The 24,086-nt window shown below is 46.6% G+C and carries 17 protein-coding genes and 1 tRNA gene; 13 read left to right on the top strand and 5 right to left on the bottom strand.

All coding sequences use genetic code 11. The annotated features are described in order from the left end of the window. Positions 1-49 precede the first annotated feature (49 nt). The 3 genes from MHI51_RS25000 (at position 50) to MHI51_RS24990 (ending at position 3,677) form a co-directional block, all read left to right on the top strand. Positions 50-1,741, top strand: coding sequence for an alpha-glucosidase (locus MHI51_RS25000; protein ID WP_076220455.1), 1,692 nt, complete (start codon positions 50-52; stop codon positions 1,739-1,741). A gap of 152 nt (positions 1,742-1,893) precedes the next feature. Next, positions 1,894-2,628: a class I SAM-dependent methyltransferase gene (locus tag MHI51_RS24995; protein ID WP_076220454.1), complete on the top strand. Its 735-nt coding sequence runs from the start codon at positions 1,894-1,896 to the stop codon at positions 2,626-2,628. Between the two features lie 38 nt (positions 2,629-2,666). Next, entirely contained in the window at positions 2,667-3,677 is a 1,011-nt protein-coding gene (locus MHI51_RS24990) for an MBL fold metallo-hydrolase (protein WP_076277640.1), read from the top strand. 1,343 nt (positions 3,678-5,020) lie between these two features. On the opposite strand, the gene MHI51_RS24985 is transcribed toward MHI51_RS24990, so the two are convergent. Beyond that, entirely contained in the window at positions 5,021-5,629 is a 609-nt protein-coding gene (locus tag MHI51_RS24985; protein ID WP_076129198.1) for a phosphatidylglycerophosphatase A, read from the bottom strand. A 268-nt stretch (positions 5,630-5,897) separates the two neighbouring features. On the opposite strand from MHI51_RS24985, the gene MHI51_RS24980 reads away from it, so the two are divergent. The 3 genes from MHI51_RS24980 to MHI51_RS24970 all read left to right on the top strand — a co-directional run bounded on the left by MHI51_RS24980 (position 5,898) and on the right by MHI51_RS24970 (position 8,611). Beyond that, the gene (locus tag MHI51_RS24980) at positions 5,898-7,031 is read left to right on the top strand and encodes a GerMN domain-containing protein (RefSeq protein WP_179087056.1); all 1,134 of its coding nucleotides are present in this window, start codon (positions 5,898-5,900) and stop codon (positions 7,029-7,031) included. Positions 7,032-7,194: 163 nt separating this feature from the next. After that, positions 7,195-7,953 carry a ribonuclease PH gene (rph, locus tag MHI51_RS24975; protein WP_036686952.1) on the top strand — a complete coding sequence of 253 codons (759 nt, stop codon included), beginning with the start codon at positions 7,195-7,197 and terminating at the stop codon, positions 7,951-7,953. Position 7,954: 1 nt separating this feature from the next. Continuing rightward, positions 7,955-8,611: an XTP/dITP diphosphatase gene (locus tag MHI51_RS24970; RefSeq protein ID WP_076220464.1), complete on the top strand. Its 657-nt coding sequence runs from the start codon at positions 7,955-7,957 to the stop codon at positions 8,609-8,611. A gap of 393 nt (positions 8,612-9,004) precedes the next feature. On the opposite strand, the gene MHI51_RS24965 is transcribed toward MHI51_RS24970, so the two are convergent. Together MHI51_RS24965 and MHI51_RS24960 are read right to left on the bottom strand one after the other, a co-directional pair. Continuing rightward, positions 9,005-11,449, bottom strand: a complete 2,445-nt coding sequence (locus MHI51_RS24965) for a glycosyl hydrolase family 18 protein (protein WP_405173332.1) — start codon at positions 11,447-11,449, stop codon at positions 9,005-9,007. A 60-nt stretch (positions 11,450-11,509) separates the two neighbouring features. Beyond that, positions 11,510-13,465 carry a glycosyl hydrolase family 18 protein gene (locus MHI51_RS24960; protein ID WP_076278018.1) on the bottom strand — a complete coding sequence of 652 codons (1,956 nt, stop codon included), beginning with the start codon at positions 13,463-13,465 and terminating at the stop codon, positions 11,510-11,512. Between the two features lie 601 nt (positions 13,466-14,066). Between MHI51_RS24960 and MHI51_RS24955 the strand changes: the two genes are divergently transcribed. From MHI51_RS24955 to MHI51_RS24940, 4 genes are all read left to right on the top strand, one after another. Beyond that, positions 14,067-14,501, top strand: a complete 435-nt coding sequence (locus MHI51_RS24955) for an NfeD family protein (RefSeq protein WP_405173331.1) — start codon at positions 14,067-14,069, stop codon at positions 14,499-14,501. Then, positions 14,501-15,436, top strand: coding sequence for an SPFH domain-containing protein (locus MHI51_RS24950; protein ID WP_076129203.1), 936 nt, complete (start codon positions 14,501-14,503; stop codon positions 15,434-15,436). The genes MHI51_RS24955 and MHI51_RS24950 overlap by 1 nt, the downstream gene beginning before the upstream one ends. 102 nt (positions 15,437-15,538) lie before the next feature. Next, entirely contained in the window at positions 15,539-15,994 is a 456-nt protein-coding gene (locus tag MHI51_RS24945) for a cupin domain-containing protein (RefSeq protein WP_036686965.1), read from the top strand. 155 nt (positions 15,995-16,149) lie between these two features. Further along, positions 16,150-16,986, top strand: a complete 837-nt coding sequence (locus MHI51_RS24940; protein WP_076146344.1) for an aldo/keto reductase — start codon at positions 16,150-16,152, stop codon at positions 16,984-16,986. A gap of 113 nt (positions 16,987-17,099) precedes the next feature. On the opposite strand, the gene asnB is transcribed toward MHI51_RS24940, so the two are convergent. Beyond that, a complete protein-coding gene (gene asnB / locus MHI51_RS24935; protein WP_076129204.1) occupies positions 17,100-18,944 on the bottom strand; it encodes an asparagine synthase (glutamine-hydrolyzing) in 1,845 nt (614 codons plus the stop codon). Positions 18,945-19,088: 144 nt separating this feature from the next. Here asnB and MHI51_RS24930 point away from each other — a divergent pair, with 144 nt between their 5' ends. Both MHI51_RS24930 and MHI51_RS24925 read left to right on the top strand, forming a co-directional pair. Further along, the gene (locus MHI51_RS24930) at positions 19,089-19,445 is read left to right on the top strand and encodes a hypothetical protein (RefSeq protein ID WP_036686975.1); all 357 of its coding nucleotides are present in this window, start codon (positions 19,089-19,091) and stop codon (positions 19,443-19,445) included. A 209-nt stretch (positions 19,446-19,654) separates the two neighbouring features. Then, positions 19,655-19,728 (top strand) — tRNA-Arg (locus MHI51_RS24925). Positions 19,729-21,705: 1,977 nt separating this feature from the next. On the opposite strand, the gene MHI51_RS24920 is transcribed toward MHI51_RS24925, so the two are convergent. Further along, positions 21,706-22,614 (bottom strand): serine hydrolase, encoded by a 909-nt coding sequence (locus MHI51_RS24920; RefSeq protein WP_076278017.1) that lies wholly within the window; start codon positions 22,612-22,614, stop codon positions 21,706-21,708. Positions 22,615-23,057: 443 nt separating this feature from the next. On the opposite strand from MHI51_RS24920, the gene MHI51_RS24915 reads away from it, so the two are divergent. Beyond that, positions 23,058-24,071 carry a LacI family DNA-binding transcriptional regulator gene (locus MHI51_RS24915; RefSeq protein WP_076142395.1) on the top strand — a complete coding sequence of 338 codons (1,014 nt, stop codon included), beginning with the start codon at positions 23,058-23,060 and terminating at the stop codon, positions 24,069-24,071. Positions 24,072-24,086: the final 15 nt, after the last annotated feature.

Below are 24,086 nucleotides of genomic sequence, written 5' to 3'. Positions count from 1 at the left end.
CTTTGTGTGGTTAAACTCTACATATAGCTAAATAGGAGGTAACCGAGAAATGAACCCGAAATGGTGGAAAGAGAGTGTCGTGTACCAAATTTATCCGATTAGCTTCATGGATAGTAACGGAGATGGGATTGGAGACTTGCAAGGAATCATATCCAGACTGGATTATCTGCAGGATTTAGGTGTAGACGTGATTTGGGTCTGCCCTATTTATAAATCACCAAACCATGATAACGGTTATGATATCAGTGATTACTGTGACATTATGAAGGAATTTGGCACGATGGATGATTTTGACCGTTTGCTGAGGGAGATGCACGCACGTGGGATGAAGCTGATGATGGATTTGGTTCTGAACCATACGTCACATGAGCACCCATGGTTTGTTGAATCCAGATCGTCGAAGGACAATCCGAAACGGGACTACTATATTTGGCGAAAAGGAAAAAATGGAGGTCCCCCGAATAACTGGGAGTCTTATTTCAGTGGCTCGGTGTGGGAACATGATCCACGGACCGATGAATATTACCTTCACCTCTATTCCAAATATCAGCCTGATCTGAACTGGGAGAATCCGGTGGTCATTGATAAGCTGCATGAGATGGTGGAATGGTGGCTGAAGAAGGGTGTGGACGGATTCCGCTTTGATGCCATTGCACATATCGTGAAGACGAAAGGTTACCCGGATGCGGATAATCCAGGTGGAACACGTACCGTAAGGGCTTATGGAATGTTCTCCAATCTGGCAGATGTGCATACCCTGCTACAGAATTTATATGATAAAGTGCTTTATTTCTACGATATTATGACGGTAGGAGAGACCTCAGGACTTGGACCGGAGCAGGCGCTAGATTATGTAGGTGATGGTCGCCGGGAGCTGAATATGACTTTTCAATTTGAGCATATGTTTCTGGATGCCGCTTCGGCAGGTAGTGGGAAATGGGATGTCGTCCCGTGGAGTCTACTGGAGCTGAAAAAGATTATGAGTAATTGGCAGACGGTTCTGCATGACAAAGGCTGGAATGCGAATTATCTCTGCAACCATGACCAGCCGCGCGCAGTGTCCCGGTTTGGGAACGACCTTTTTTACCGGATTCCTTCGGCTAAAATGCTGGCGACCTTCATTCACATGCTGGAAGGCACACCTTATATTTATCAAGGCGAAGAAATTGGAATGACGAATGTCTGTTTCGAATCCATTGATGAGTACCGGGATGTAGAGACGCTTAATTATTATGAAGAAAAGCGAAAAAACGGCATTCCAGAAGAGCAGATTATGTCTGCCATTCATTATAAAAGCCGGGATAATGCCCGCACCCCGATGCAGTGGGACGATGGTCACGCAGGTGGTTTTACGACGGGCACTCCTTGGATTGAAGTAAATTCCAACTATATGGAGATCAACGCTGGCAATGCGATTAAAGATCCCGATTCCATCTACAACTACTATAAACAGCTGATTGCCCTGAGAAAAAAACACAAAGTCATCGTTTATGGAGCCTACGGGCTGCTGCTCGCAGAGCATACAGAGATATATGCGTATACTCGGACATTAGAAGATCAGCGGCTGCTGGTTATTCTGAATTTTTATGATGGAGAGCCTGTATTCGAATGGCCAGCGGAGTTCCAACCAGACAATATTGAGCTGTTAATTTCTAATTATTCCGTGGAAAAAGATGAGCAGATCCAACCGCTTAAACTTCGTCCTTATGAAGCACGAGTATATTTGCAGCAGCTTGTGTAAGGGAAGCTACAGGAATGAGTTGTCATGAAGGGGCTGAGCGCTCCACTGTGACAACTCTTCTTTGAGTTTGTGAGTAAAAGACTGTACAATGGCGATACATTAACATACATAGAGTGGAGTTACAGGAAGACGCCTGTGGGAGGAGAGACAACATGACTGAATGGTATGAAAAGAGCTTCGGAGAGGATTATCTGGTCGTATACAAACATCGAGACTTTGGTGGAGCTCGTAAAGAAGTTGAACGAATGATCTCGTGGCTGGGACTACCGCCAGGCTCCAAAGTGCTGGATTTATGTTGTGGGATGGGACGTCATTCACTGGCGCTTGCGGAAGCAGGGTACGAGGTAACTGGAGTAGATTTATCAGAGGTATTGCTGCGTGAGGCAAGATCTCAAAAAGGAGCGGAGCAGGTAACTTGGCTGCGTTCTGACATGCGGGACCTACCGTTAACTGGAGGTTTCGATGCTGTGGTTAATCTGTTCACTTCCTTTGGTTATTTTGAAGAGGATGAGGAGCAGGTAAAGGTTTTGCGTGAAATCTATCGGATGTTGAAGCCGGGTGGCAAGTTTGTTATTGATTATCTGAACCCTGCGTATGTGATTCGTCATCTGGTGCCGCATTCTACCCGTGAGGATGGAAAGAATCTGATTGATGAGTCGCGGCGGATCGAGGATGGGTATGTGAAGAAGGACATCATTTTAACCTCTAAGAATGATTCTACACCTCGTCAATATCATGAACGTGTGAAGCTGTATTCTTTGGAGAAATTCAGCGGAATGATCGAGGAAGCGGGTTTACAGCTCGAAGCTGTGCATGGCAGCTATGAAGATGAGGTTTATAATGCAGAAAGCTCCACGCGGATGATTTTTAGTGGAATTCGATCGTAATGGTATCAGGAAAAAGATTCAAAGGCGGTGATCGCACCATGTCTAAGGCGGATATCACTTCATGGGACGAGAACATTCTTCAGGTCTCGGTGCCCATGGACTCGCCGCTTCGTCAAGTGAACAGTTATATTCTGCCCGATGAGGATGGCAGAATTACTATTATCGATCCCGGTCCGCGTAGCCCGGAGACAGAAAAATGCTGGCGGGCGATCCTGCAGGAACTGGGATTGTCGTGGAAGGACGTGCGGGATATCGTCGTAACGCATCATCATCCCGATCATTATGGATTGGCGGGATGGTTGCAGTCGCAGACCGGATGTAAAGTATGGGTGACTGAACGTGCTTATGCCGAAGCGATGTTGATGTGGGGCAGTAACACGGATATCAATGAAGTTTTGCCGTTATATTTCATCAGACACGGAATGTCGGAGGAATGGTCGAGTGGAATTAAAGCGCATTTGGAGAGCTTTGACGCTCAAGTAGAGCCACAGCCGGTTGTAACTTATCTGAATGAGGTAGAGCCTTTCGGGATGGGTGGCCGTGAATGGAAATTGATTGTTACTGGCGGACATGCACCGGGACATGTGAGTTTCTATCATGCGGGCAGCGGGCAAATGATCTGCGGCGATGCTGTGCTGCCGCAGATTTCGCCCAATGTCAGCCTGCTTCCAGGCAGCGATCCACAGCCGCTGCAGACGTTTCTTCAGGGGCTGCGGGAGCTGGGGAGCTACCCGGTCAGCATGGCGTTCCCGGGTCATCGGGAACCGTTCACGGGCTTCGCGCACCGGGTCAGCAGCCTGCTCGCTCATCATGAGGAGCGGCTGGATGCCGCTGCAGCCTTGCTCGCAAACGGTCCGCTGAGCGGCTTCGCCGTCTGCGAAATTCTGTTTCGCAGCCGGGTAACCACCGTTCACCAGATGCGCTTTGCGATGAGTGAGACACTGGCGCATCTGGCGGAGCTGATGCGCCGGGAGCGGGCAGTGATGATAGAGGCGGACGGTGCTATATTGTTTGCAGCATCTGAAAGTGCTGGTGACCATGTTAGTTAGAGTTTCTAGCGCGATCGAAGAGTGATGAAATGAATGATGAGCGATGATGATGAGTGATGAATGATGAATGATGAAATGAATTTAGATGTGAAGGTTATGATCTAGTAGAGGTATAGAGCAGTCCTGTGTTATTGGGACTGCTCTTTTTTGGGTTTTGGTTTTAGTGACTAGGTAGAGAGTATAATTCGGTGCTATTTATATAAATATTGAGCTCCTTAGTCCGATCGAATACCCAACTAACATTTGATATATACTCATGCGTCACGCTGATCATTTGGACTAAAATTTGATTACTTTGCTTATGTGTCCCGCTGAACATTTGACTAACATTTGATTACTTTACTCGTGCGTCATGCTGATCATTCGGACTAACATTTGATTACTTTGCTTATGCGTCATGCTGATCATTCGGACTAACATTTTGATTACTTTACTCATGTGTTACACAGATCATTCGGACTAACCTATGAGTACTTTACTCATGCGTCACATAGATCATTCGGACTCAGATGCCGCTATTCGTGGGTTTTGGGACTTTTGAGGTGAGTATCGGACCGGAGAGGCGTTATTGCTAGTGTAGAGGGTTGTTATTGGTCACTTTTGAGTGTATAGCGACTCTGGAGTCCGAAAGTGACTAAATCAAGGGTATTTTATGGAGATAGGGTCATCTGAGTCCGATTACATAACCAAACTAACATTTGATTACTTTACTCATGCGTCACACAGATCATTCGGACTCAGATGCCACTATTCGTGGGTTTTAGGACTTTTGAGATTAGTATCGGACCGGAGAGGCGTTATTGCTAGTGTAGAGGGTTGTTATTGGTCACTTTTGAGTGAATAGCGACTCTGGAGTCCGAAAGTGTCCGAATCAGGGGTGTTTTATGGAAATAGGGTCACCTGAGTCCGATTACATAACCAAACTAACATTTGATTACTTTACTTATGCGTCACATAGATCATTCGGACTCAGATGCCGCTATTCGTGGGTAGAAACACATCTTGCCGAGTAACTAAGTGTTGGTATTGACTAATTAGGGAATTTATCCCTTTTTTTTGAGGTTTGTTGAGGTGTAGAGCTGATATTAGGGAATTCCCCCCTAATAATCTACGAATGTAGCTATAAATTAAGGTTTTGGTAGAGTTATTAGGGAAGAATTCCCTAATAACTTAGGTTTTGAACAATTTTCGGTATTTTTTAGGGAGTTTTTCCCTAAAACGGTCCCAACCCAACCCAACCCAACCCAACCCAACCCAACCTTAAAAAAAAGCGATTGCCTCATAACCCGCAAGGGCTACGAAACAATCGCTTTTTAATTCTCAGAGTGTACCCAAAACACCGGTTACTCTGGTTGTTTTTCATGTTCTGCAAGTTTCCTTGCAGCTTCTTCGCGATCCTCAGGCGAATGCGGAAGTTCGAGGTCTATCTCACGCTCCGCTTGCTTACGGTGTGCGATTCGGCTACTAGCTGCAGCGGCTACCGCGCCGACGATATCGTCGAGAAAGGTGTGGATCTGCCCGGTGTTTTTGTCGTTCAACCGTTCAAGAACGCCTGGCTTAAGCTTGTCCACATAACCATAGTTGGTGAAGCCAATGCTGCCATATACATTTACGATAGAGAAAGCCAGAATCTCATCCACTCCGTATAATCCCTCATCATTTTCGATCATATCCTGAAGCGGCGGAAACAACTTCCCCTCCTCCGCGAGCATGTCCAATTGAATGCCCGTAAGTACCGCATTTTGCACTTCTCGTTTGCTGAGTACCATCTCAACGTTATGGACACATTCTTCCATCGTTAAGTTTGGATAATATTTTTTTTGCAGAAACATAACGAGCTCTGCGATTTCCTGCAGGTTCACTCCACGCTTATTCAACCACATTTTGGTCGCATCTGCGACTGCCTTGCTGTTCAGACTGTAAGGTATTTTTGCGATTGGTTCATCAGCCATGATTAGTCACCTCGTAAGTTAAGTCTTTGCATTACAACGTTCGTTAGCATGATGTTAAGCGCTGGTGTTATCTCAGATTGTACGTTTAGAAAAAGTATTTGTCCAGAAAACGGAGTCTATGTGAATTAAAATCTAGATCCAACCTAACCTGAAAATAAAGCGCACAGGCTTTTCCAACAATTTAGGATAAGCAGTTGTTATTTTTTGGACAAAGGTCTCGTATACATAGCAGTACAAATGTATCTAACCTTGAAAGGGGTAATAAATGATGAAAACAATGCAACAAATCCGCGGGATTTCCGCAGTCTGCCTACTCGCAGTTCCGCTGGCACTGTCCGGTTGCGGCTTGTTCGGTTCGGAATCAGCATCGATTGATGCTCCGCCACCTGAGGTTGAAGCCCAGATGTTACAGACAGAGGGAAATAATACTTTGGATTCAGGTGTATTTGGTCCAGTGGCTCAGGATGATGCACAAGCAGTTGTGAAGGACAGCACCAAAACCGCTAAAGCAACGGATAAAGCAACGGCTTCCGGTGACCGGACGACCGTATATTTGGAAGATGGAAATGGCTTACTCGCTCCAGTGTCGCTAAATCTGCCAAAAAGCAAAGACTCCGGCACGCTCAAGAACTCTTTAATGGCATTAGTGAATAAGGGAGAATATGCGTCCTCATTGCCAGAAGGTTTCCAAGGCATTCTACCAGCTGGAACTGAGGTGCAAAGCATTACGGTAGACAAGTCGAATCTGGCAGTTGTTGAGTTCAATTCGGAATTTAACAACTATGATGCTGCGGATGAACGCAAAATCCTTGAAGCGATCACTTGGACACTTACCGGTCAAGATGACATTAAAGGTGTACAGTTCTGGGTAGATGGTAAAAAGCTTACGGAAATGCCGCTTCAAGGTACTCCGCTGGATCGCCCGCTGTCCCGCACAATGGGCATTAACCTGCCAAAACAAGGTCCATCTTTGATGAACTCTAGTGCGGTTACTGTTTATTTTTCCACAACATCTCCTGAGGGTATCCAATATTATGTTCCGGTTACGCGCTTTGTACCCGCAGGGCAAGAACAGCTGACTGCTGCTATCAATGAACTGATTGCGGGACCTGAATCCGGAGACGGTCTGGAAATGGTTATGACACAGGGCACATCACTTGATTCGGTTGAAGCCGGACAAAACGGTGTTGTTACTGTATCCTTGACTGACGATATGTTCGCAGATGGGAAGGAAGTTCCTGCCGAATTGCTGGAATCGGTTGTTCTAACTGTTGCGCAAAATACGGAAGATGCTCTGGTTCAAATTCGTTTGAACGGCAAACAATCGATTACCGACACTGACAATGTGGACTATAGCAAACCTGTTTCTGCACCTGAATTTTTGAACGAGCTCCCGTTATAGAATGACCTTCTAAGGTTTAAAAGATGCTTTTGTGCCTCCTCTTTGGTAGAATAAAAGTTGCTCAAAAAGACGTAACGTCCCGAACGGTGAACTGCCGCAATGAACAACAGGGAAACGGGACTCACACTAAACTATTAGCTATACGATGTAGGAGGCAGAAAAGATGAGATCAAACGGGCGAACGGACGACCAATTACGGCCGCTGACAATAACGACCCAAACGAATAAATATGCTGAGGGCTCCGTGATCATTGAGATGGGAGACACCAAAGTTATTTGTACGGCTACTGTAGAGGAAAAAGTGCCTCCGTTTCTTAAAGGACAAGGAAAAGGCTGGGTAACTGCCGAATATTCGATGCTTCCTCGGGCCACCCAGTCCCGTAATCAACGTGAAGCTGCACGCGGTAAACTTACCGGACGTACAATGGAGATCCAGCGGCTGATCGGCCGTGCGCTTCGCTCTGTGGTGAATTTACAAGCGTTAGGTGAACGTAGTATTACGCTGGATTGTGATGTGATTCAGGCGGATGGGGGAACTCGGACGGCTTCGATAACAGGCGCTTTTGTTGCCATGGCATTTGCTATTAATAAAATTGCACTACAGCACAAGCTGGCTGTTTTTCCTATAACAGACTTTTTGGGAGCTATTAGTGTAGGTGTTGTAGGGGATAAAACATTGCTCGATTTGAATTATGAAGAGGATTCCAAAGCCAAAGTGGATATGAATGTAGTCATGACCGGCGGCGGTGCTTTTGTTGAGGTACAAGGGACTGGCGAAGAAAGACCATTCTCGCGTCAAGAGCTGGACCTATTATTAGGTCTAGGTGAGAAGGGAATTTATGAACTGATTGCGGCGCAAAAAGAAGCGCTCGGAGCGATTGCTCTGAAAATCCCTTCCGGCCAGCCGGGCCAAGAGGTGTAACATGAATTCCAAGGGCAATATTCTCATTGTCGCAACGAAGAATAAGGGGAAGGTGCGCGAATTCGAGCACGCTTTTGCCCCGCTGGGCCTGACAGTTAAGAGTATGTATGACTATCCGCATCTGCCCGATGTGGTGGAAGACGGGGCTACTTTTGCAGAGAATGCGTTTAAAAAATCCAAAGCCGTAGGTGATGCACTTGGAATTCCGGTACTCGCTGATGATTCGGGTCTTTGTGTAGATGCTTTGGATGGCAGACCGGGTGTGTACTCTGCACGTTTTGCCGGTGAAGACGCTACGGATGGGGAAAATAACCTGAAGCTGCTTAGCGAGCTAGAGAGATTGAAACAGGGGGAAGACACAGATCAGCCTTTGCTGAGCACGGCTAGGTTCGTCTGTACTTTATCGCTGTACGATCCAGTTTCCAAGCAGGAGCTAACCGCAGAAGGTGCGGTCGAAGGTTGGATTACTTCAGAACCATCAGGTGCTGGCGGTTTCGGTTACGACCCGCTATTTTATCTGTCGGAACATGAAAAAACTATGGCCGAGCTTACGCTGGAAGAGAAGCAGCAGATTAGCCATCGAGGAACTGCACTGCGACTGCTGACGGCAAAGCTGGAGAAAAAACTGGCAGCCGAAGGCGGCCTATCGCAGGAATAGATTTTTATATAAAAGTGGGGGTGTCCAAAAGCCGCGAAATGGCTGCTGGGCACCCCCGTTTTTTATTCCTTCCCCTTAAACAAAGCATCAAACTTCGTTCGATTCTAGCACATTCAACTGTATGAAGCGGCTACCCGGACACAGCTGACCTTAAACGCAGCTTTATCCGATATTTGAGATTCGAACGGACCCCAAAGTCGCTATGGGCACGAAAAACACCCCGAAAGAAGCATTTTATAGGGAATAGCAGCACTTGAGTCCGATACACAGCTCCAAAGGCTTGAAATTTGTAAATAACGTCAACTGGGTCCGTAACGTAAGCCCCAAAGGATGAGAATGCCTCTGCACTAATAATGGGATGTTCTCCTTGTTGGAATCAAGGAGAGTACCGGATTATATCAGCTTCCAAAGAGCAGGTGTGGAAGCTGGCTCCCACCCCTGAAGTGAAGTGTGAGGCTGCAAGCAGGAATACGTTTTTCCACTGTAGGCGACGACATCACCTACTTTATAAGCAACTCCTGTTACCCAGCTAGACCCTCCCGAAGTAGGAGTAGCAGTCGGTAATGGAGTTTGCGTCGGTGTTACGGTTGCGGTGGGCGTCGGTGCCACCGTAGGCGCTGGAGTAACGGTTGCAGTAGGCGTCGGTGCCACCGTTGGTGTCAAAGTCGGTGTTACTGTTGGAGCTACAGTTGCCGTTGGTGTAGAAGTTGCTGTTCCACACACGCTGATGTATTTCCAGACACCGTCCGGTCCGCTAAGATCGGGACGGTCTCCCTGTGTCCACCACTTGGCTTCATAGAGTGAGCCGCTGTAGGAAACGCGTTGTCCGCCAGTATATGCGGTTGCCGCATTCCAGGTCGCTGCCGAACATTGTCCCGGCGTAGGAGTAGGTGTTGGCGCTACAGTTGGCGTTGGCGTCACGGTTGCCGTCGGAGTCGGTGTTGTTGTAGGTGTTGCCGTTGGTGTTGCTGTTGGTGTAGTCGTCGGAGTCGGTGTTGCTGTCGGTGATGCAGACGGTGTTGGTGTTGGCGTAATGCCTCCGTACAGTTTATCGTATTCCTGTTGGGACGAGTTTCCGTTCAGGGTGATTCGCTGTGGACCACCTGAAAAATTCAGCTTCATCATACCCGGAATTTCAAGTGAAGCTCCATTCGCAATAGTTTGAGTAGCTGTACCTGTAATACGGTAGCGGTTGAAATCCCAGGCCGTGGAGATTTGCTCAACGCTACCGGCTCCCCATGCCGAGGTTAGGGTTGTAGTTGTTGGCAGGTCGAACTCCAGCTTCCAGCCACCGGAAATATCTGTGCCGGTATTGTTCGTTATTTTTAATGAATAGGTATAGTTCGGATGATCATAGGCGCCGCTGAAGCTGAGGTTGAAGTTTTTAGGTTCAGGCAACTGCGGCTTAGGAGCTCCGCCCGGCGGCGAGGCTGTCTTCAGCTGATCATAGGCAAAATCGGTCAGAGAATTGCCATACGTATAAGTGCCATCGCTCTGCTCAGAGTAATCGCCCGTTAGTTCCCAGAACATCATACCTCCCAAGCCTTTTTGCTTGATGTAATCCAGCTTGTAGCCAAGCGATTCCTTATCTTCATACGTAAGAAAAACCTTCTTGTCTGCGTTGAACAAGTACGGTGTTTTGGTAACAGGATCGAAGTAACGTTTATTCGCTGGATCTTTGAGCAGATTTAGCACATGCCAGATCGGATTTGCACCAGCAGGCTGCTCTGGTGCGGGATCATTCCAGATCCCGTATTGGCCATCTGCTCCCCCACCGGTTGTCGGAGCTGTGCCGTAAAGGCCGGTATTGTTGATGCCTCCATTCACATTTTTCCAGCCTCGTGAATAATAAGGAACTCCGATCACGATTTTTTCCGGAGGAAGCGTTCCAAGATAGTATCGGACCGCCCAGTCGGTATTCAGAACCGGAGTACCCAGCGCAGCAGTTTCAGTATCGCGGGAATCCGGGTACAGTGCAGAATGCGGCCCAACATATCCATTCCAAGCCCCATGGAAATCATAGGTCATAAGGTTCGCCCAGTCTAAATACTGATTGGCTTCCCCAAGCTTCATGCCCCCAAGAATCCAGGAAGAGGCGGTGGCCGCAATAGTCAGGTCATATTTCTGATTGTCTTGTGAACCTGCCAGATCGAGCTTTTCGCGGAGTTTTTTCATAAGAAGAACATAGTTGTTGTAATTTACGGTACGCAGCGGTTCTGCCACGGCAAAATCGTTAGGATTACCGGACTGCCCAGTGCCAGAAGGGTACTCCCAATCGATGTCTACTCCGTTGAACTGATAGGTACGCAGAAAATCCACAACACTATTGGCAAAAGCTTCTCGCCCGGCTTCTGAATTCGCCATGTTGAAGAACCCTCCGGAACCCGACCAGCCGCCAACAGAAATCAGGGTGCGGACATCAGGATAGAGCTGTTTGTACTTAACCAGTTGGTTAAAATGCCCCTTAAAAGGCAGGGTGGTCAGCTGACCGGGATAGTCTTTTTCGATTGCAGCTGTACGGTCCATGAGATCAATCTTGTTCGTTTGAGGATTTACCTTGGCGAAGGCGTAGTTAATATGGGTAATTTTATCCCACGGAATCTTGTCTACGGTGTAAAATCCTTTGTTCTCCTGATCGCCCCACTCTGGGAAGTAAGCAACGATTTTGCGAGGGTGATCAGCTGCTGGAGCGGGAGCGGAAGGTGTTGTTTCCGCGGCATGGGCCACTGGTAAGGATGCACCTGTCCCGGTGTAAAGTGGAACCAGAACGATTAGGCTCATTAGCGCAGCAAGGTAACTTATGGATATTTTGCGCTTAGCACGTGCTTTTGCAATCATATTTAATATACCTCCAAAGGGGGATAATGTTATTTCAGGAACGATGCTTCCTGCAAGTCTTTAATTGAGCTTCCATAGCGCAGGTGTGGTGGCTGGCTCCCAGCCCTGAAGTGAAGTGTGGGGCTGCAAGCAGGTATATGTTTTTCCGTTATAAGCGACGACATCACCTGTTTTGTACGCAACGCCTGTTCCCCAGCTAGACCCTTCCGAAGTAGGCGTAGCGGTAGGTAAAGGAGTTTGTGTAGGTGCAACGGTTGCAGTTGGTGTTGGCGCTAAAGTAGGCGTAGGTGCAACGGTTGCGGTAGGCGTTGGTGCTACCGTTGGTGCTACCGTAGGTGTTAAAGTTGGGGCCACAGTTGCAGTTGGTGTTGGTGTCGCTGTTCCGCATACGCTGATGAATTTCCAGACCCCATCAGTTCCGCTAAGATCAGGACGATCCCCTTGCGTCCACCACTTGGCTTCATAGACTGAGCCATTGTAGGAGACACGCTGTCCGCCAGTGTATACGGTTGTTGCACCCCAGGTCGCTGCCGAACATTGTCCCGGTGTAGGCGTTGGGGTTGGCGTCACGGTTGCAGTTGGCGTTGGTGTTGCAGTAGGTGTAGCGGTTGCAGTTGGTGTAGGTGTTGGTGATGTGGATGGTGTCGGTGTCGGCTGCACCACTCCGCCACCAAGATCGGCGTTTAGTTTATTGGTTAGTGTTTTGTTCCGGTCACCACTTGTTTCCCAGAACATAGCACCTGCAAGACCCTTGGACTTCAGGTAGCTGATCTTGTGGCCAAAGGATTCTACGTCGTCATAACTGATAAAGGTTTGATTTGTTGGATTATAGAGATAAGGCACTTTGGATGTATCATTCCAATAGCGGGTATAACCGTTTTTGTTGATATAATTGGCTTCGAGATCATAGAAATCATAGCTGCCTTTTTCCCATGTACCCGTTGGTGAGATGCCAGCGGACACCTGATATTGGCCGTTTCCTGAAGCAGGAGCTCCGCCCCAACCACGACCGTAAAAAGCCATGCCAAGTACAAGCTTGTTCGCAGGTACACCATTCGCAAGATAGGAGGTTACCGCTTTATCGATGTTAAAATTTTGCGGTTCGGTTAAGCCCGAAGCGGAAGCTGCGGGATCATAGTACAACGGAGCATTATGTCCGGTGGTGGTGTTCCAGCTCCCATTAAAGTCATAGGTCATAATATTGATCCAGTCGACAACGGAAGCAATGCCAGCCAGATTATTATTGTTGATGTACGTTGGGCCTGCCCCGGAAGCAATGGTCAGCAGATAGGTTTTTCCATCCGCCGCGCCGGCTGTATTCAGCTTTTCGCGAACTTTTTGCAGCAGCAGTACATAGTTTTCTTTATCTTCAGGACGGTAGCTATTGCCTGCAAGTCCACCACTTACTGGATATTCCCAATCGAGATCCACGCCGTCCATCTTGTATTTTCGAATAAAATCAACCGCGGAATTGGCAAAAACCTCACGGGTCGCAGCTGTCGCAGCTACATCCGAGAAACGGTTCGACCAGGTCCAGCCCCCAACGGAGATTAGGGTCTTCAGGTTCGGGTTCTTTTCCTTCAGCTTCCATAGCTGCTTCAGGTTACCTTTGATGGGATCATCCCATTTGTCATCCCCGAAGCTTTTTCCAGTGTCAATCCACGGGTCACCAAGAACAATCGTACCGTTCGGAACGCTGATGGCTTGGCCTTGCTCATTCTGGCAAGACCAGGTCACCGGATTAGGTCCAGTGGGGTCGGGATTGCCATGGATGCCATTCCAACAAATATCCGCAAAAGCGTAGTTAATGACATTCATTTTGGTAGGATCGATATCAGTTACATTGTAAGCACGCCCGTAAGCGGCCCATGAAGCGTAATAACCAACCAGTTTGTAATCCTGTGCGGCGTTGGCTGTTTTGGGACTGCCGCCCAGGGTGGAAAAGAGTGTCAGAACAAGCGCGGCGATCATCGCAATTGCAAAGGTTTTGCGTGAAGCTTTTTTCGTGAAGATCATTGAATTTCTACCTCCTAGATTCAAAGTGTAGTTCGAAATTCTTTTCGGCAAGATGTCCTGACCTTCACCTCCCGTCGGTTGTAGTGCACCATCACCCTTGGCGTCCCTATCATTCTATTGAAGTTCAATTCGTAGATTCAGCAGCAAAAAAGCAGCGGTCCAAATCAAGCCTACCCAATCAGTAAGCGCTTTCTTTTATGCTTTTTGTGTGCTGCTGTTTCTTGGATTTTAAAAGATGTAACATGCTGTGTATGGTTTGAATGAATAGAGGAGGTTGTTTGGAAGTTGGATAATTAGGATGAATTAGATATAAATGGGTGATGGTAACTCTTATTCTCAAGCATAGCTTGCAATTGCGCTAGGGATAAAATCAGGTGATACAGGGGGAGAATTTTCTAATTTATAGCGACTCTTCAAAAAGTGAACCCTTTTGGATTTGTATACTCGCCTTTTATCAAGAAACTCATGAAGAAACACATAACCACCGATGTAATGAATATAAATCATATACATGCCTGAAATATTTATTTATGGAACTATGCAACGCATCGATGTTTCTTTTCGTTATAGTAGTATCATACGGAAGGTGGTGGGCTCACCGATGGTTGTGTGGGTGTTTTGGCTGATCGCAGCCGGTGTCCTGTTTGTTGTTGAGATGATGACGCTTACTTTTTATTTATTGTGGCTTAGTATTGGTGCTTTGGCCGCAGGTTTGGTGTCGCTGATTGTTCCCGAAGCCATTTTGTTTCAGGTGGTCCTTGGATCACTGGTCGCACTTGGTCTGACTATATTCTCGAAACCACTGGTTTCAAGATTTCGCCATTCACGTGGGTTCAAGGATACAGGTACAGAAATCATTGGTAGGCAAGGAGTAGTTGTTAAGCCGATAGAGCAGGGACGTTACGGGCAAGTGAAGGTAGGCGGAGATACGTGGAGCGCGAGCTCTGATCAGAATCTGGGCAAGGATGAGGTTGTAAGAGTAGTGAAAAGAGGCACGACGATTATCGAAGTAGAACGATGGGGGGAAATGAACTAATGCAATGGGCAATTATCGCAATTATTATTGTAGTGGTCGTAGTTTTTGTGGCATTAACAGTCAAAATCGTACCACAGCAACGGGTAGGCGTAGTGGAAAGGCTCGGTAAATTTAATCGTCTGCTGACACCGGGGTTGAACATTCTGATTCCTGTAATTGATCAGGTGCGCACGTACCATGATTTACGGATTCAACAAGCGAATGTACCTCCACAAACGGTAATTACAAAGGATAACGTGCAGGTGCAGATTGATACGATTATTTTCTACCAGGTGGTTGGACCAGAGGAAGCTACTTATGGTATTTCTGATTATGTGTATGGGGTAAGAAACATTTCGACGGCAACAATGCGGCAAATCATCGGTAAGCTGGAATTGGATGAGACCTTGTCTGGACGGGAAAAGATTTCGACGGACATCCGTCTTGCTCTCGATGAAGCTACTGAGAAGTGGGGCGTACGGATCGAGCGTGTGGAAGTTATCGATATCAAACCGCCATTGGATATTCAGGAAGCGATGGATAAGCAGATGAAAGCAGAGCGGAGCAAACGTGCCATTGTTTTGGAGGCGGAAGCTGCCAAGCAGGATATGATCCTACGCGCTGAAGGGGATAAACAAAGTAAGATTCTAAAAGCAGAAGGCGATAAAGAAGCGCGTATCCGTCAAGCAGAGGGTTCTCGCCAGGCGCAAGAGCTGGAAGCACACGGTGAGGCTAAAGCGATTCAAGCCGTGGCAGAAGCAGAAAAATCACGCATTGAGCTGATTCGTTCGGCAGGTCTGGATGAGCATGTTCTGGCTTATCGTTCCTTCGAGGCTCTGGCTGAGATTGCCAAAGGTCCTGCTAATAAAGTGTTCTTACCAACAAGCGCTGTTGAAACGCTGGGAAGTCTTGGAGCGATTGCAGAAGTCTTCAAAGCGAGCAAGGACAGTAAATAGATTTTACAATTCGAGCTTATTCCGTTAAAGTAAAAAGCAAAAACAACCTTATGCATACGAAGCTATTGTTGTTCATGCTAACTTTGAAGGAGAGAAGCTACTGTGACGCAAAAAGAAATTTCACCGCTAGTTGAACTGCTTGGATTACAGCCTCACGTTGAGGGTGGTTGGTACAAAAGACTTTGGAATTCGGAATTTGAAATTTCGCAGGAAGTGTTAGGCGATAGCTATTCTGGATCACGTCATTCGGCATCTTCAATTTATTTTTTACTTCACGAAGGCGAACAATCTGATTGGCATACTGTATTGTCCGATGAAGTTTGGTTGTGGCATTCCGGTAGTCCAATCGTGCTAAGTCTCGGAGGTAATGGAGATAAGCCTGAGGATGTGCAGGAAGTTATTCTGGGTCTCGATATTGCTGCAGGCCAGCAGCCACAAGTGGTTGTTCCAGCGGGAGTATGGCAGGCCGCGCGCTCGTTAGGCAAAGAGCCGACGCTGGTATCCTGTATTGTTTCTCCTGAATTCCATTTTGATGATTTCAAACTAATTGAGAAATAAAGAAGAGCGGGGGCGCTTACGCCTCCGTTTTTTTGTAAGGATTTGGGGAATGATGAAGCCATCTGCTATACTTTTTATGGTAGCGTTTGCTTCTTAAGTGGATAAATAGGTTAAGTATGTTTAACGAAATAACAATAAGCTTGGAGGGTTAAGCGATGAGTGAATTGAATGCACCGTTCTCGGGTGGTCCTACTTTAAATGACGGGGTGACCATGCCGTGGCTGGGTCTTGGCGTGTATAAGACTAAAGATGGCGAAGAGGTTATTCATGCGGTCAAAACCGCAGTGGAATTAGGATATCGCAGTATTGATACGGCAGCCGGATACAATAACGAAGAAGGCGTAGGACAAGCTATTCGTGATTGTGGAGTGGCCCGGGATGAGTTGTTTATTACAACTAAAGTACGGAATCCTGATCAAGGTTATGAATCTACGCTAAAAGCGTTCGAGGATAGCCGGCGCAAGCTGGGTCTGGACTATCTAGATCTGTATCTCATACACTGGCCGGTGGCAGGGAAATATCGTGAGACATGGAAGGCCTTAATTCATCTGCAAAAAGAAGGCCTCATCAAATCTATCGGTGTGAGCAATTTTCAGGTTCATCATCTGAAAGATATCATCGAGGATACCGGAGTGGTGCCTGTGGTGAATCAGGTGGAATTCCATCCGCTGTTGACTCAGCGCGAGCTGCTGAAATATGCCAATGAACAGGGCATTCAGCTTGAAGCATGGAGTCCATTAATGCAGGGGAATCTTGATCTACCACTCTTAAACGAGTTGGCTGAGAAGTATGGCAAGACCCCTGCTCAAATTGTACTTCGCTGGGATTTGCAGCAAGGTGTCATTACGATTCCTAAATCCGTACATGCGGATCGAATCAAGGAGAATGCGGGATTCTTTGACTTTACGCTTAGTGATGAGGATGTCAAAGCTATCGAGGGCTTGAACAAAGACCATCGATTTGGCCCGGACCCGGACAACTTTAATTTTTAAAGATCGTTCAGACAAGATCGTAGAGTAATTATTGCAAATACAAGCCAAACAGCAAGCCACCGGATACGGGGACTTGCTGTTTGGCTTGTCGGTTACCTCAGTTCTCTACGTGCTTATTGGATGGAGACGTTATATTTACGCAGCCAGAGATCCACTTGGGCGAGGTAAGCAAACAGCTGAGGACCGGACATGAGTTGGCCGAACCAAGGCAGATTGGTTGAGGATTCCGGGGAAGCGGCGATCTCACGGATTTTGGCAGCATCAATTAGCGGAAGTAGGGGGGAAGTGGAGTCATCCAGAATGTTTAATACCTGAGTTCGTACCGCATTTAAATAGGCAGGATTATGAGTTTTGGGGTAAGGGCTTTTTTTGCGGTAGAGCACATCGTCTGGAAGAATGCCTTCAAGAGATTTACGTAAAATCCCTTTTTCACGGCCCCCCAGATTCTTGATTTCCCACGGAATATTAAATACATATTGAACGAGTCGGTGATCACAATAAGGAACACGTACCTCTAGCCCTGCGCCCATGCTCATTCGGTCTTTACGGTCTAGCAGAGTAGGCATGAAGCGGGTGATATTCAGATAGGACATTACGCGCATTTGTGCTTGTTTTCCTGTTTCTCCATCCAACTTCGGAACTTCAGCCACCGCATCACTATATCTGTCACCCAAATATTCCAGTGGACGAATCCACTCGTTAATTTCTGGGGAAAGTAGACTTGCACGCATTTTCGGAGCAACTGACCAAGGAAAAGTGCCTGAGGAGAGCATTTCCTCACGGTGGAACCAAGGGTATCCCCCAAAAATCTCATCCGCCGCTTCACCGGAAATAGCTACTGTCGCGTTCTTTTTAATCTCCCGGCAAAATAAGTACAACGAAGAGTCCACATCGGTCATCCCTGGTAAATCCCTAGTGTACAAAGCATTATCCAGCGCTTCTACAAGCTCCGGTGTATCGAACGAGATGTAGTGGTGGTTTGTATTCAATTCATCGACCATTCGTTTAATCCACGGCCCATCTGCTCCCGGCTGGAAAGTATGACTTTTGAAATGTTTGTCGTTATCTACATAGTCTACGGAATAAGTATCCACTTGTCCCTGACCATTCCGGTTGTAGTAATCCACTGCAAGTGCCGTCAGCGCACTGGAATCCAGCCCTCCCGACAAAAGAGAGCAAACAGGGACGTCCGAGACCAGTTGGCGTTCGAGTGTATCTTGGAGCAGTTCACGCACCTTAGCGGCTGTCTCTGCTTCATTGTCTGTATGCTTTGCGCTCTCCAGCTTCCAATAGGCATAACTGCGCAGACCTTCACGGCTATAGATCATAGCATGACCTGGACGAAGCTCTTGCATATCCTTATAAACACCATGACCCGGTGTACGCGCTGGACCGATGATGAAGATTTCTGCGAGACCTTCAGGACCGACGATTGGTTGTACCTTGGGATGCTGCAGTAACGCTTTAGGTTCTGAGCCAAAAACCAGGACATCATCAACCTTGCTGTAGAACAGGGGTTTCACACCTAAACGGTCACGTGCAAAAAAGACTTGGTCCCGAAGACCGTCCCATACTGCAAAAGCAAAGATTCCATTGAGCTTCTCTGCGCAATCCGGCCCCCATTCGATATAGGAATGCAGCAGCACTTCTGTATCGCACTGGGTGCGGAATTGATGCCCTCGCTGCTTAAGTTCCTGTTTGAGTTCGAGGGCGTTATATAATTCGCCGTTGTAAACAATCGCGTATACCTGTTCCTCATGGCGGGTGATCATGGGCTGGGCACCGTTCTCCGGATCGATAACGCTAAGTCTGCGGTGACCGAAAGCACAGGGGCCTGAGATCCAGGTTCCGGCTGCATCGGGGCCGCGGTTTGCTAAAGTTTCAGTCATTTTGACCAGCAGCTGCGAGTGCTGAGTGAGATCTCCGCGCCACTGGATAAATCCGGTTATTCCGCACATGATGGTTCATCCTCTCTTTTGTGCGATTGTTGTCCTTACTTTTTTGCCAAGTAATACAGATATATGCCGAAGGAAGGCATAAAATGTATGTCCTTATCCGAACACTAGGGGAGAGGGGAATTTGCCAGGAGGGAAGGATGACAGGTGTATTATATTAAAGACGCCAAAATTCGCAGAATGATGGAGTACGATGGTGCGCCTTGTGCAGAAGTGGGTGTTTTGCCGGGTGCTGTTAGTGATCCTGCGCTTTTGGTGTATATCGTTGAGGATCGGCGTGAAGAAGGATATGAGATTGTCCGTATTCTGACTAATGATGCTGATACCTCCACCGATTGGTTTGATAACAATATGCATGACGCTTTTCAAGATGTGACCTCGAGTGCATTTACAGGCAGCAACTTCATGTCGCCAGAAGATGAGCATTCCAAATTTCAACGAGAATTACTCACTTTTGGGGATTTAAAAAAGCAGCTGGAGAAGCGTTTTCGAAAGCTGGAGTAAATATCGAAGGTTTGTAAAATGCACACTGGAATCGCAGAAAAGGACGGCAGAAATGCCGTTTTTTTCATTTCCTGTGGTTACGCTGACGTGTGAAAAAGCTGCACCGGAAACACTTTTATTATTTTTCTAAGTTGTTTTGACTTGAAAAATCCGCTGAATAAGGTATAATAAATATCGTTGCGTCAATACATAGTATTTATTTCTTATATGTCCCGGTAGCTCAGCTGGATAGAGCATGCGCCTTCTAAGCGCACGGTCAGGGGTTCGAATCCCTTCCGGGACGTCAATTAACAGCCTTCCTTCGGGAGGGCTGTTTTTGCGTGCGCAAGTTTTAGTTCGAGGTCACACACGGGGTGCTTTGTCTTCCTTCTTGATCTAAACGTCGAAATTCGATTCACCGTTGAACATCAAACTTCCAGCATCTAGCCCACATTTGTACATACGCAGCAACTATCGGACCCAGATGACCTTAAATGCTGAGAAATGCAGAATTTGCGATGTTATCGGACTTCATCGTCACTATTGATGCCAAACGTGCCCCAAATGAGCTACTTTCTCAGGAATAGCTGCACTGTAGTCCGAAACGTTGCTCAAAAGGCGATAAAAGAGTAAATAACGTCATCTGAGTCCGCAAGCTTCCTCGGTCTGAGTAATGCTGGTTACTTGGTGTTGTACATCTATTGGTGTTGACTGCATGGCATGTTTGGCGGTGGGGACTTACGGTTTGAGTACTTCTTGGTGTGAACGCTTGGGCGTGTTGAGCTACTAACCATCATTGAACATCAAGCTTCCAGCATCTTAGCCCACATTTGTACATACGCAGCAGCTATCGGACCCAGAGGACCTTAAATGCTGAAAAGTGCCACATTTGCGATGTCTTCGGACTCCATCGTCACTATTGATGCCAAACGTGCCCCAAATGAGCTACTTTCTCAGCAATAGCTGCACTGGAGTCCGAAACGTTGTTCAAAAGGCGATAAAAGAGTAAATAACGTCATCTGAGTCCGCGAGCTTCCTCAGTCTCAGGAAATACTGGTTACTTGGTGTGATGAGTTACTTATTTTGTACATACGCAGCAGCTATCGGACCCAGAGGACCTTAAATGCTGAAAAGTGCCACATTTGCGATGTCATCGGACTCCCTCGTCACTATTGATGCCAAACGTGCCCCAAATGAGCTACTTTCTCAGGAATAGCTGCACTGTAGTCCGAAACGTTGCTCAAAAGGCGATAAAAGAGTAAATAACGTCATCTGAGTCCGCGAGCTTCCTCAGCCTCAGGAAATACTGGTTACTTGGTGTGATGAGTTACTTATTTTGTACATACGCAGCAGCTATCGGACCCAGAGGACCTTAAATGCTGAAAAGTGCCACAATTGCGATGTCATCGGACTCCATCGTCACTATTGATGCCAAACGTGCCCCAAATGAGCTACTTTCTCAGCAATAGCTGCACTGGAGTCCGAAACGTTGCTCAAAAGGCGATAAAAGAGTAAATAACGTCATCTGAGTCCGCGAGCTTCCTCAGTCTCAGGAAATACTGGTTACTTGGTGTGATGAGTTACTTATTTTGTACATACGCAGCAACTATCGGACCCAGATGACCTTAAATACTGAAAAGTGATACATTTGTGATGTCATCGAACTCCATCGTCACTATTGATGCCAAACGTGCCCCAAAAGAGCTACTTTCTCAGGAATAGCTGCACTGGAGTCCGAAACGTTGCTCGTAAGGCGATAAAAGAGTAAATAACGTCACCTGAGTCCGCGAGCTTCCTCAGTCTAAGTAATGCTGGTTACTTGGTGTTGTGCATCTATTGGTGTTGACTGCATGGCGTGTTTGGCGTCGCGGGCTTATGGTTTGAGCACTTCTTGGTGTGAACGCTTGGGCGTGTTGAGCTACTAACCATCATTGAACATCAAGCTTCCAGCATCTTAGCCCACATTTGCACCTACGCAGCAGCTATCGGACCCAGATGACCTTAAATACTGAAAAGTGATACATTTGTGATGTCATCGAACTCCATCGTCACTATTGATGCCAAACGTGCCCCAAATGAGCTACTTTCTCAGGAATAGCTGCACTATAGTCCGAAACGTTGCTCGTAAGGCGATAAAAGAGTAAATAACGTCATCATAGTCCGCAAGCTTCCTCAGCCTCAAACAGTGCTGGTTACTTGGCGGTGTTATGTACTAATCGCCGAAGAATGTAAATTACCCATTATGCGCACGCTAACCTCAAGCCATAAACAAAGACCGCTCCTAAAGAAGCGGCCAGATTTCCTCCCAGACGGTATCCAGGATTCCCTGCATGTTATCTTCCATGCTGTTAATTGCAATGACTGCTTGAGCGTCCGGCACCACAAGACAGAATTGTCCATGAGCGCCATCGGCACGGTAAGCGTCGTGGGAGCAGAGCCAGAATTGGCAGCCGTATCCTTCTCCCCAGTCGCCGTTTCCATCATTGTCGATCTGTTTTTGTGTAACAAAATCGATCCATGCTGCGGGAATTAGTTGCTGGCCCTGCCACTTTCCTTGCTGTAAAAGCAGCTGTCCAAACCGGCTTAACTCTTCCGTGCTAATCTGAAGTCCGGCACAGCCAAGGGTTACCCCTTGAGGTGTTGTTTCCCAATCGACATTGTTTATGCCCAGAGGTGCAAACAAACGAGGTACCAGATAATCCTTTACGGTTTGCCCGACGCGGGCTTGCACCATTGCAGAGATCATAATGGTATCTCCGCTGCTGTATGTAAATTTCTCTCCTGGAGCTCTGTCTAAAGTCAGAGCCAAATAATGCTGCACCCAATTTTTATCCTTCAAGGCTAATCTCTCTTCAGCCCAAAATGGAGGGGAGTCGTGCCCTGTACTCATTCGCAGCAAATCGAACAAAGTTATATCTCCGGGCTGCATGGATGGAGGTGTTGGTTTAAGAGGAGAGGCATACTCCGGAAAAACATCTTTAAGCGTTGTTTCCAGTGTCAGCTTCCCTTCATCAATGGCAAGACCTACTGCCATACAAGTAAAAGACTTGCTGACGGAATGCTGCAAGCGCCGAATATCCTCCGTGAGATCCAGTTTTCCCACAAGGTTTCCGTTTTGAAGCACACGAACATTGAAAATATTCAGGTTTCGTTCACGAGCCTTAGCTGCGAATGGAGCCATGTTCAACATAAAAAGAGTCCTTCTTTCTCTTGATATTCCTAGCTAGGATAGCGAAGTGACAAAAAGAAAAACTAGAAAAATGAGTGGAAACGTTTTCTGTTATTGCGATGAAAATCACTAAATTGATGGTATTCCATTCTTATTTTAAAGTCAATAAAACAAGGAAAACTATTGTTTGATATATAAATACCAATTATTACTAATTTGTAGATTGAATAACTATAGACTTATTGTAATTTTAACCAAATAAAAAGTGATGAATCACAATTTTTTTGCCTTTTTAGTTGACTTATAAAAATTACCTGTTCATAATGGACGAAGTAAGCGGAAAAAACGCGCTAAGGACTCAAAATGATGTCGTGGGAAACGTTTCCCATCATTTCATGCGTTTCCACAACCTGATTTTCATCGGGTGAAGGGGGGACTCATCATAGGAGTGGAGCAAGGTAAATATGAATATCAAAGATATTGCAAGGCTATCAGGCGTGGGTATCGCCACAGTCTCCAGAGTAATCAATAATAGCGGTGTTGTAAGCGATACAACTAGAGCTAAAGTGATGGCGGTTGTTAGAGAACATAACTATATTCCAAACGGTAATGCGAGCAACTTGAAAAAAACGCGATCCAATACCATAGCGCTAATGGTAAAAGGGATCTCAAACCCGTTTTTTGCCGACATGATCAAAGAAGTTGAACGCCAGGTGAATCTGCGGGGATGTCCGCTAATGATCCAGCATGTAGAAGATGGAGTAGACGAGATCGATATCGCTCTACAGCTTGTAAAAGAAAAAAATCTATATGGCGTAATTTTTATGGGCGGAACGTATGATCATTCCGAAGATAAATTCAAACAATTAAAAATTCCATTTGTTCTGACTACCATCACGACTACAAAAGAAGTCGATCCTGCTGTTTTTTCAAGCGTGATCATTGATGATCTTCAGGAATCTTATAAAGCTGTCAGCTATTTAATCTCATTAGGACATCGCAATATCTGTTTTTTGGCCAGATTTCCTCTGGTGCAAAATACAACAGGTAACCGGCGGCTTATGGGATATATCAAGGCGCTTGAGGAGCATGGAATTGAGTACGACCCTTCAATGGTAGAGGACTGTGAATATAGTCCAAGCTCTGGCTTTACAGCTACCAAACGTCTGCTCAATAAGAAAAAAGATATCACTGCTGTTTTTGCTGCATCAGATACGATTGCCATTGGGGCGGCTAAGGCGTTATTGTCCTTGGGCTTATCAATTCCAAATGATGTTTCGATTATCGGATTCGACGGGATTGAAATGGCAGAATATTATCATCCATCTCTGGATACGATCAGCCAACCCGGAGTGGATATGGCGAAGGCCAGTGTTGAAATTTTGTTTGACCTGATCACAGGTGATTCGCAAAACAAACATATGGTATTCGAATCTGTACTGGTTAAGCGGGGATCTTGCAAGAAAATAAACAAATGAATAAGAACGAAAAGG

Origin of the sequence: Paenibacillus sp. FSL H8-0260 (genome assembly GCF_045040625.1) — a bacterium.
Taxonomy (GTDB): domain Bacteria; phylum Bacillota; class Bacilli; order Paenibacillales; family Paenibacillaceae; genus Paenibacillus_AQ; species Paenibacillus_AQ odorifer.
The sequence above is the reverse complement of the archived record's forward strand: the minus strand, read 5'-3'. Positions and strand labels throughout refer to the sequence as shown.

Bases quoted from the DNA above. Each gene is read 5' to 3' on its own strand.
- MHI51_RS24915 (WP_076142395.1), top strand. From the start codon at position 23,058: ATGAATATCAAAGATATTGCAAGGCTATCAGGCGTGGGTATCGCCACA.
- MHI51_RS24920 (WP_076278017.1), bottom strand. From the start codon at position 22,614: ATGTTGAACATGGCTCCATTCGCAGCTAAGGCTCGTGAACGAAACCTG.
- MHI51_RS24960 (WP_076278018.1), bottom strand. From the start codon at position 13,465: ATGATCTTCACGAAAAAAGCTTCACGCAAAACCTTTGCAATTGCGATG.
- MHI51_RS24965 (WP_405173332.1), bottom strand. From the start codon at position 11,449: ATGATTGCAAAAGCACGTGCTAAGCGCAAAATATCCATAAGTTACCTT.
- MHI51_RS24970 (WP_076220464.1), top strand. From the start codon at position 7,955: ATGAATTCCAAGGGCAATATTCTCATTGTCGCAACGAAGAATAAGGGG.
- MHI51_RS24940 (WP_076146344.1), top strand. From the start codon at position 16,150: ATGAGTGAATTGAATGCACCGTTCTCGGGTGGTCCTACTTTAAATGAC.
- MHI51_RS24980 (WP_179087056.1), top strand. From the start codon at position 5,898: ATGAAAACAATGCAACAAATCCGCGGGATTTCCGCAGTCTGCCTACTC.
- rph (WP_036686952.1), top strand. From the start codon at position 7,195: ATGAGATCAAACGGGCGAACGGACGACCAATTACGGCCGCTGACAATA.
- MHI51_RS24955 (WP_405173331.1), top strand. From the start codon at position 14,067: ATGGTTGTGTGGGTGTTTTGGCTGATCGCAGCCGGTGTCCTGTTTGTT.
- asnB (WP_076129204.1), bottom strand. From the start codon at position 18,944: ATGTGCGGAATAACCGGATTTATCCAGTGGCGCGGAGATCTCACTCAG.
- MHI51_RS24990 (WP_076277640.1), top strand. From the start codon at position 2,667: ATGTCTAAGGCGGATATCACTTCATGGGACGAGAACATTCTTCAGGTC.
- MHI51_RS24995 (WP_076220454.1), top strand. From the start codon at position 1,894: ATGACTGAATGGTATGAAAAGAGCTTCGGAGAGGATTATCTGGTCGTA.
- MHI51_RS25000 (WP_076220455.1), top strand. From the start codon at position 50: ATGAACCCGAAATGGTGGAAAGAGAGTGTCGTGTACCAAATTTATCCG.
- MHI51_RS24985 (WP_076129198.1), bottom strand. From the start codon at position 5,629: ATGGCTGATGAACCAATCGCAAAAATACCTTACAGTCTGAACAGCAAG.
- MHI51_RS24950 (WP_076129203.1), top strand. From the start codon at position 14,501: ATGCAATGGGCAATTATCGCAATTATTATTGTAGTGGTCGTAGTTTTT.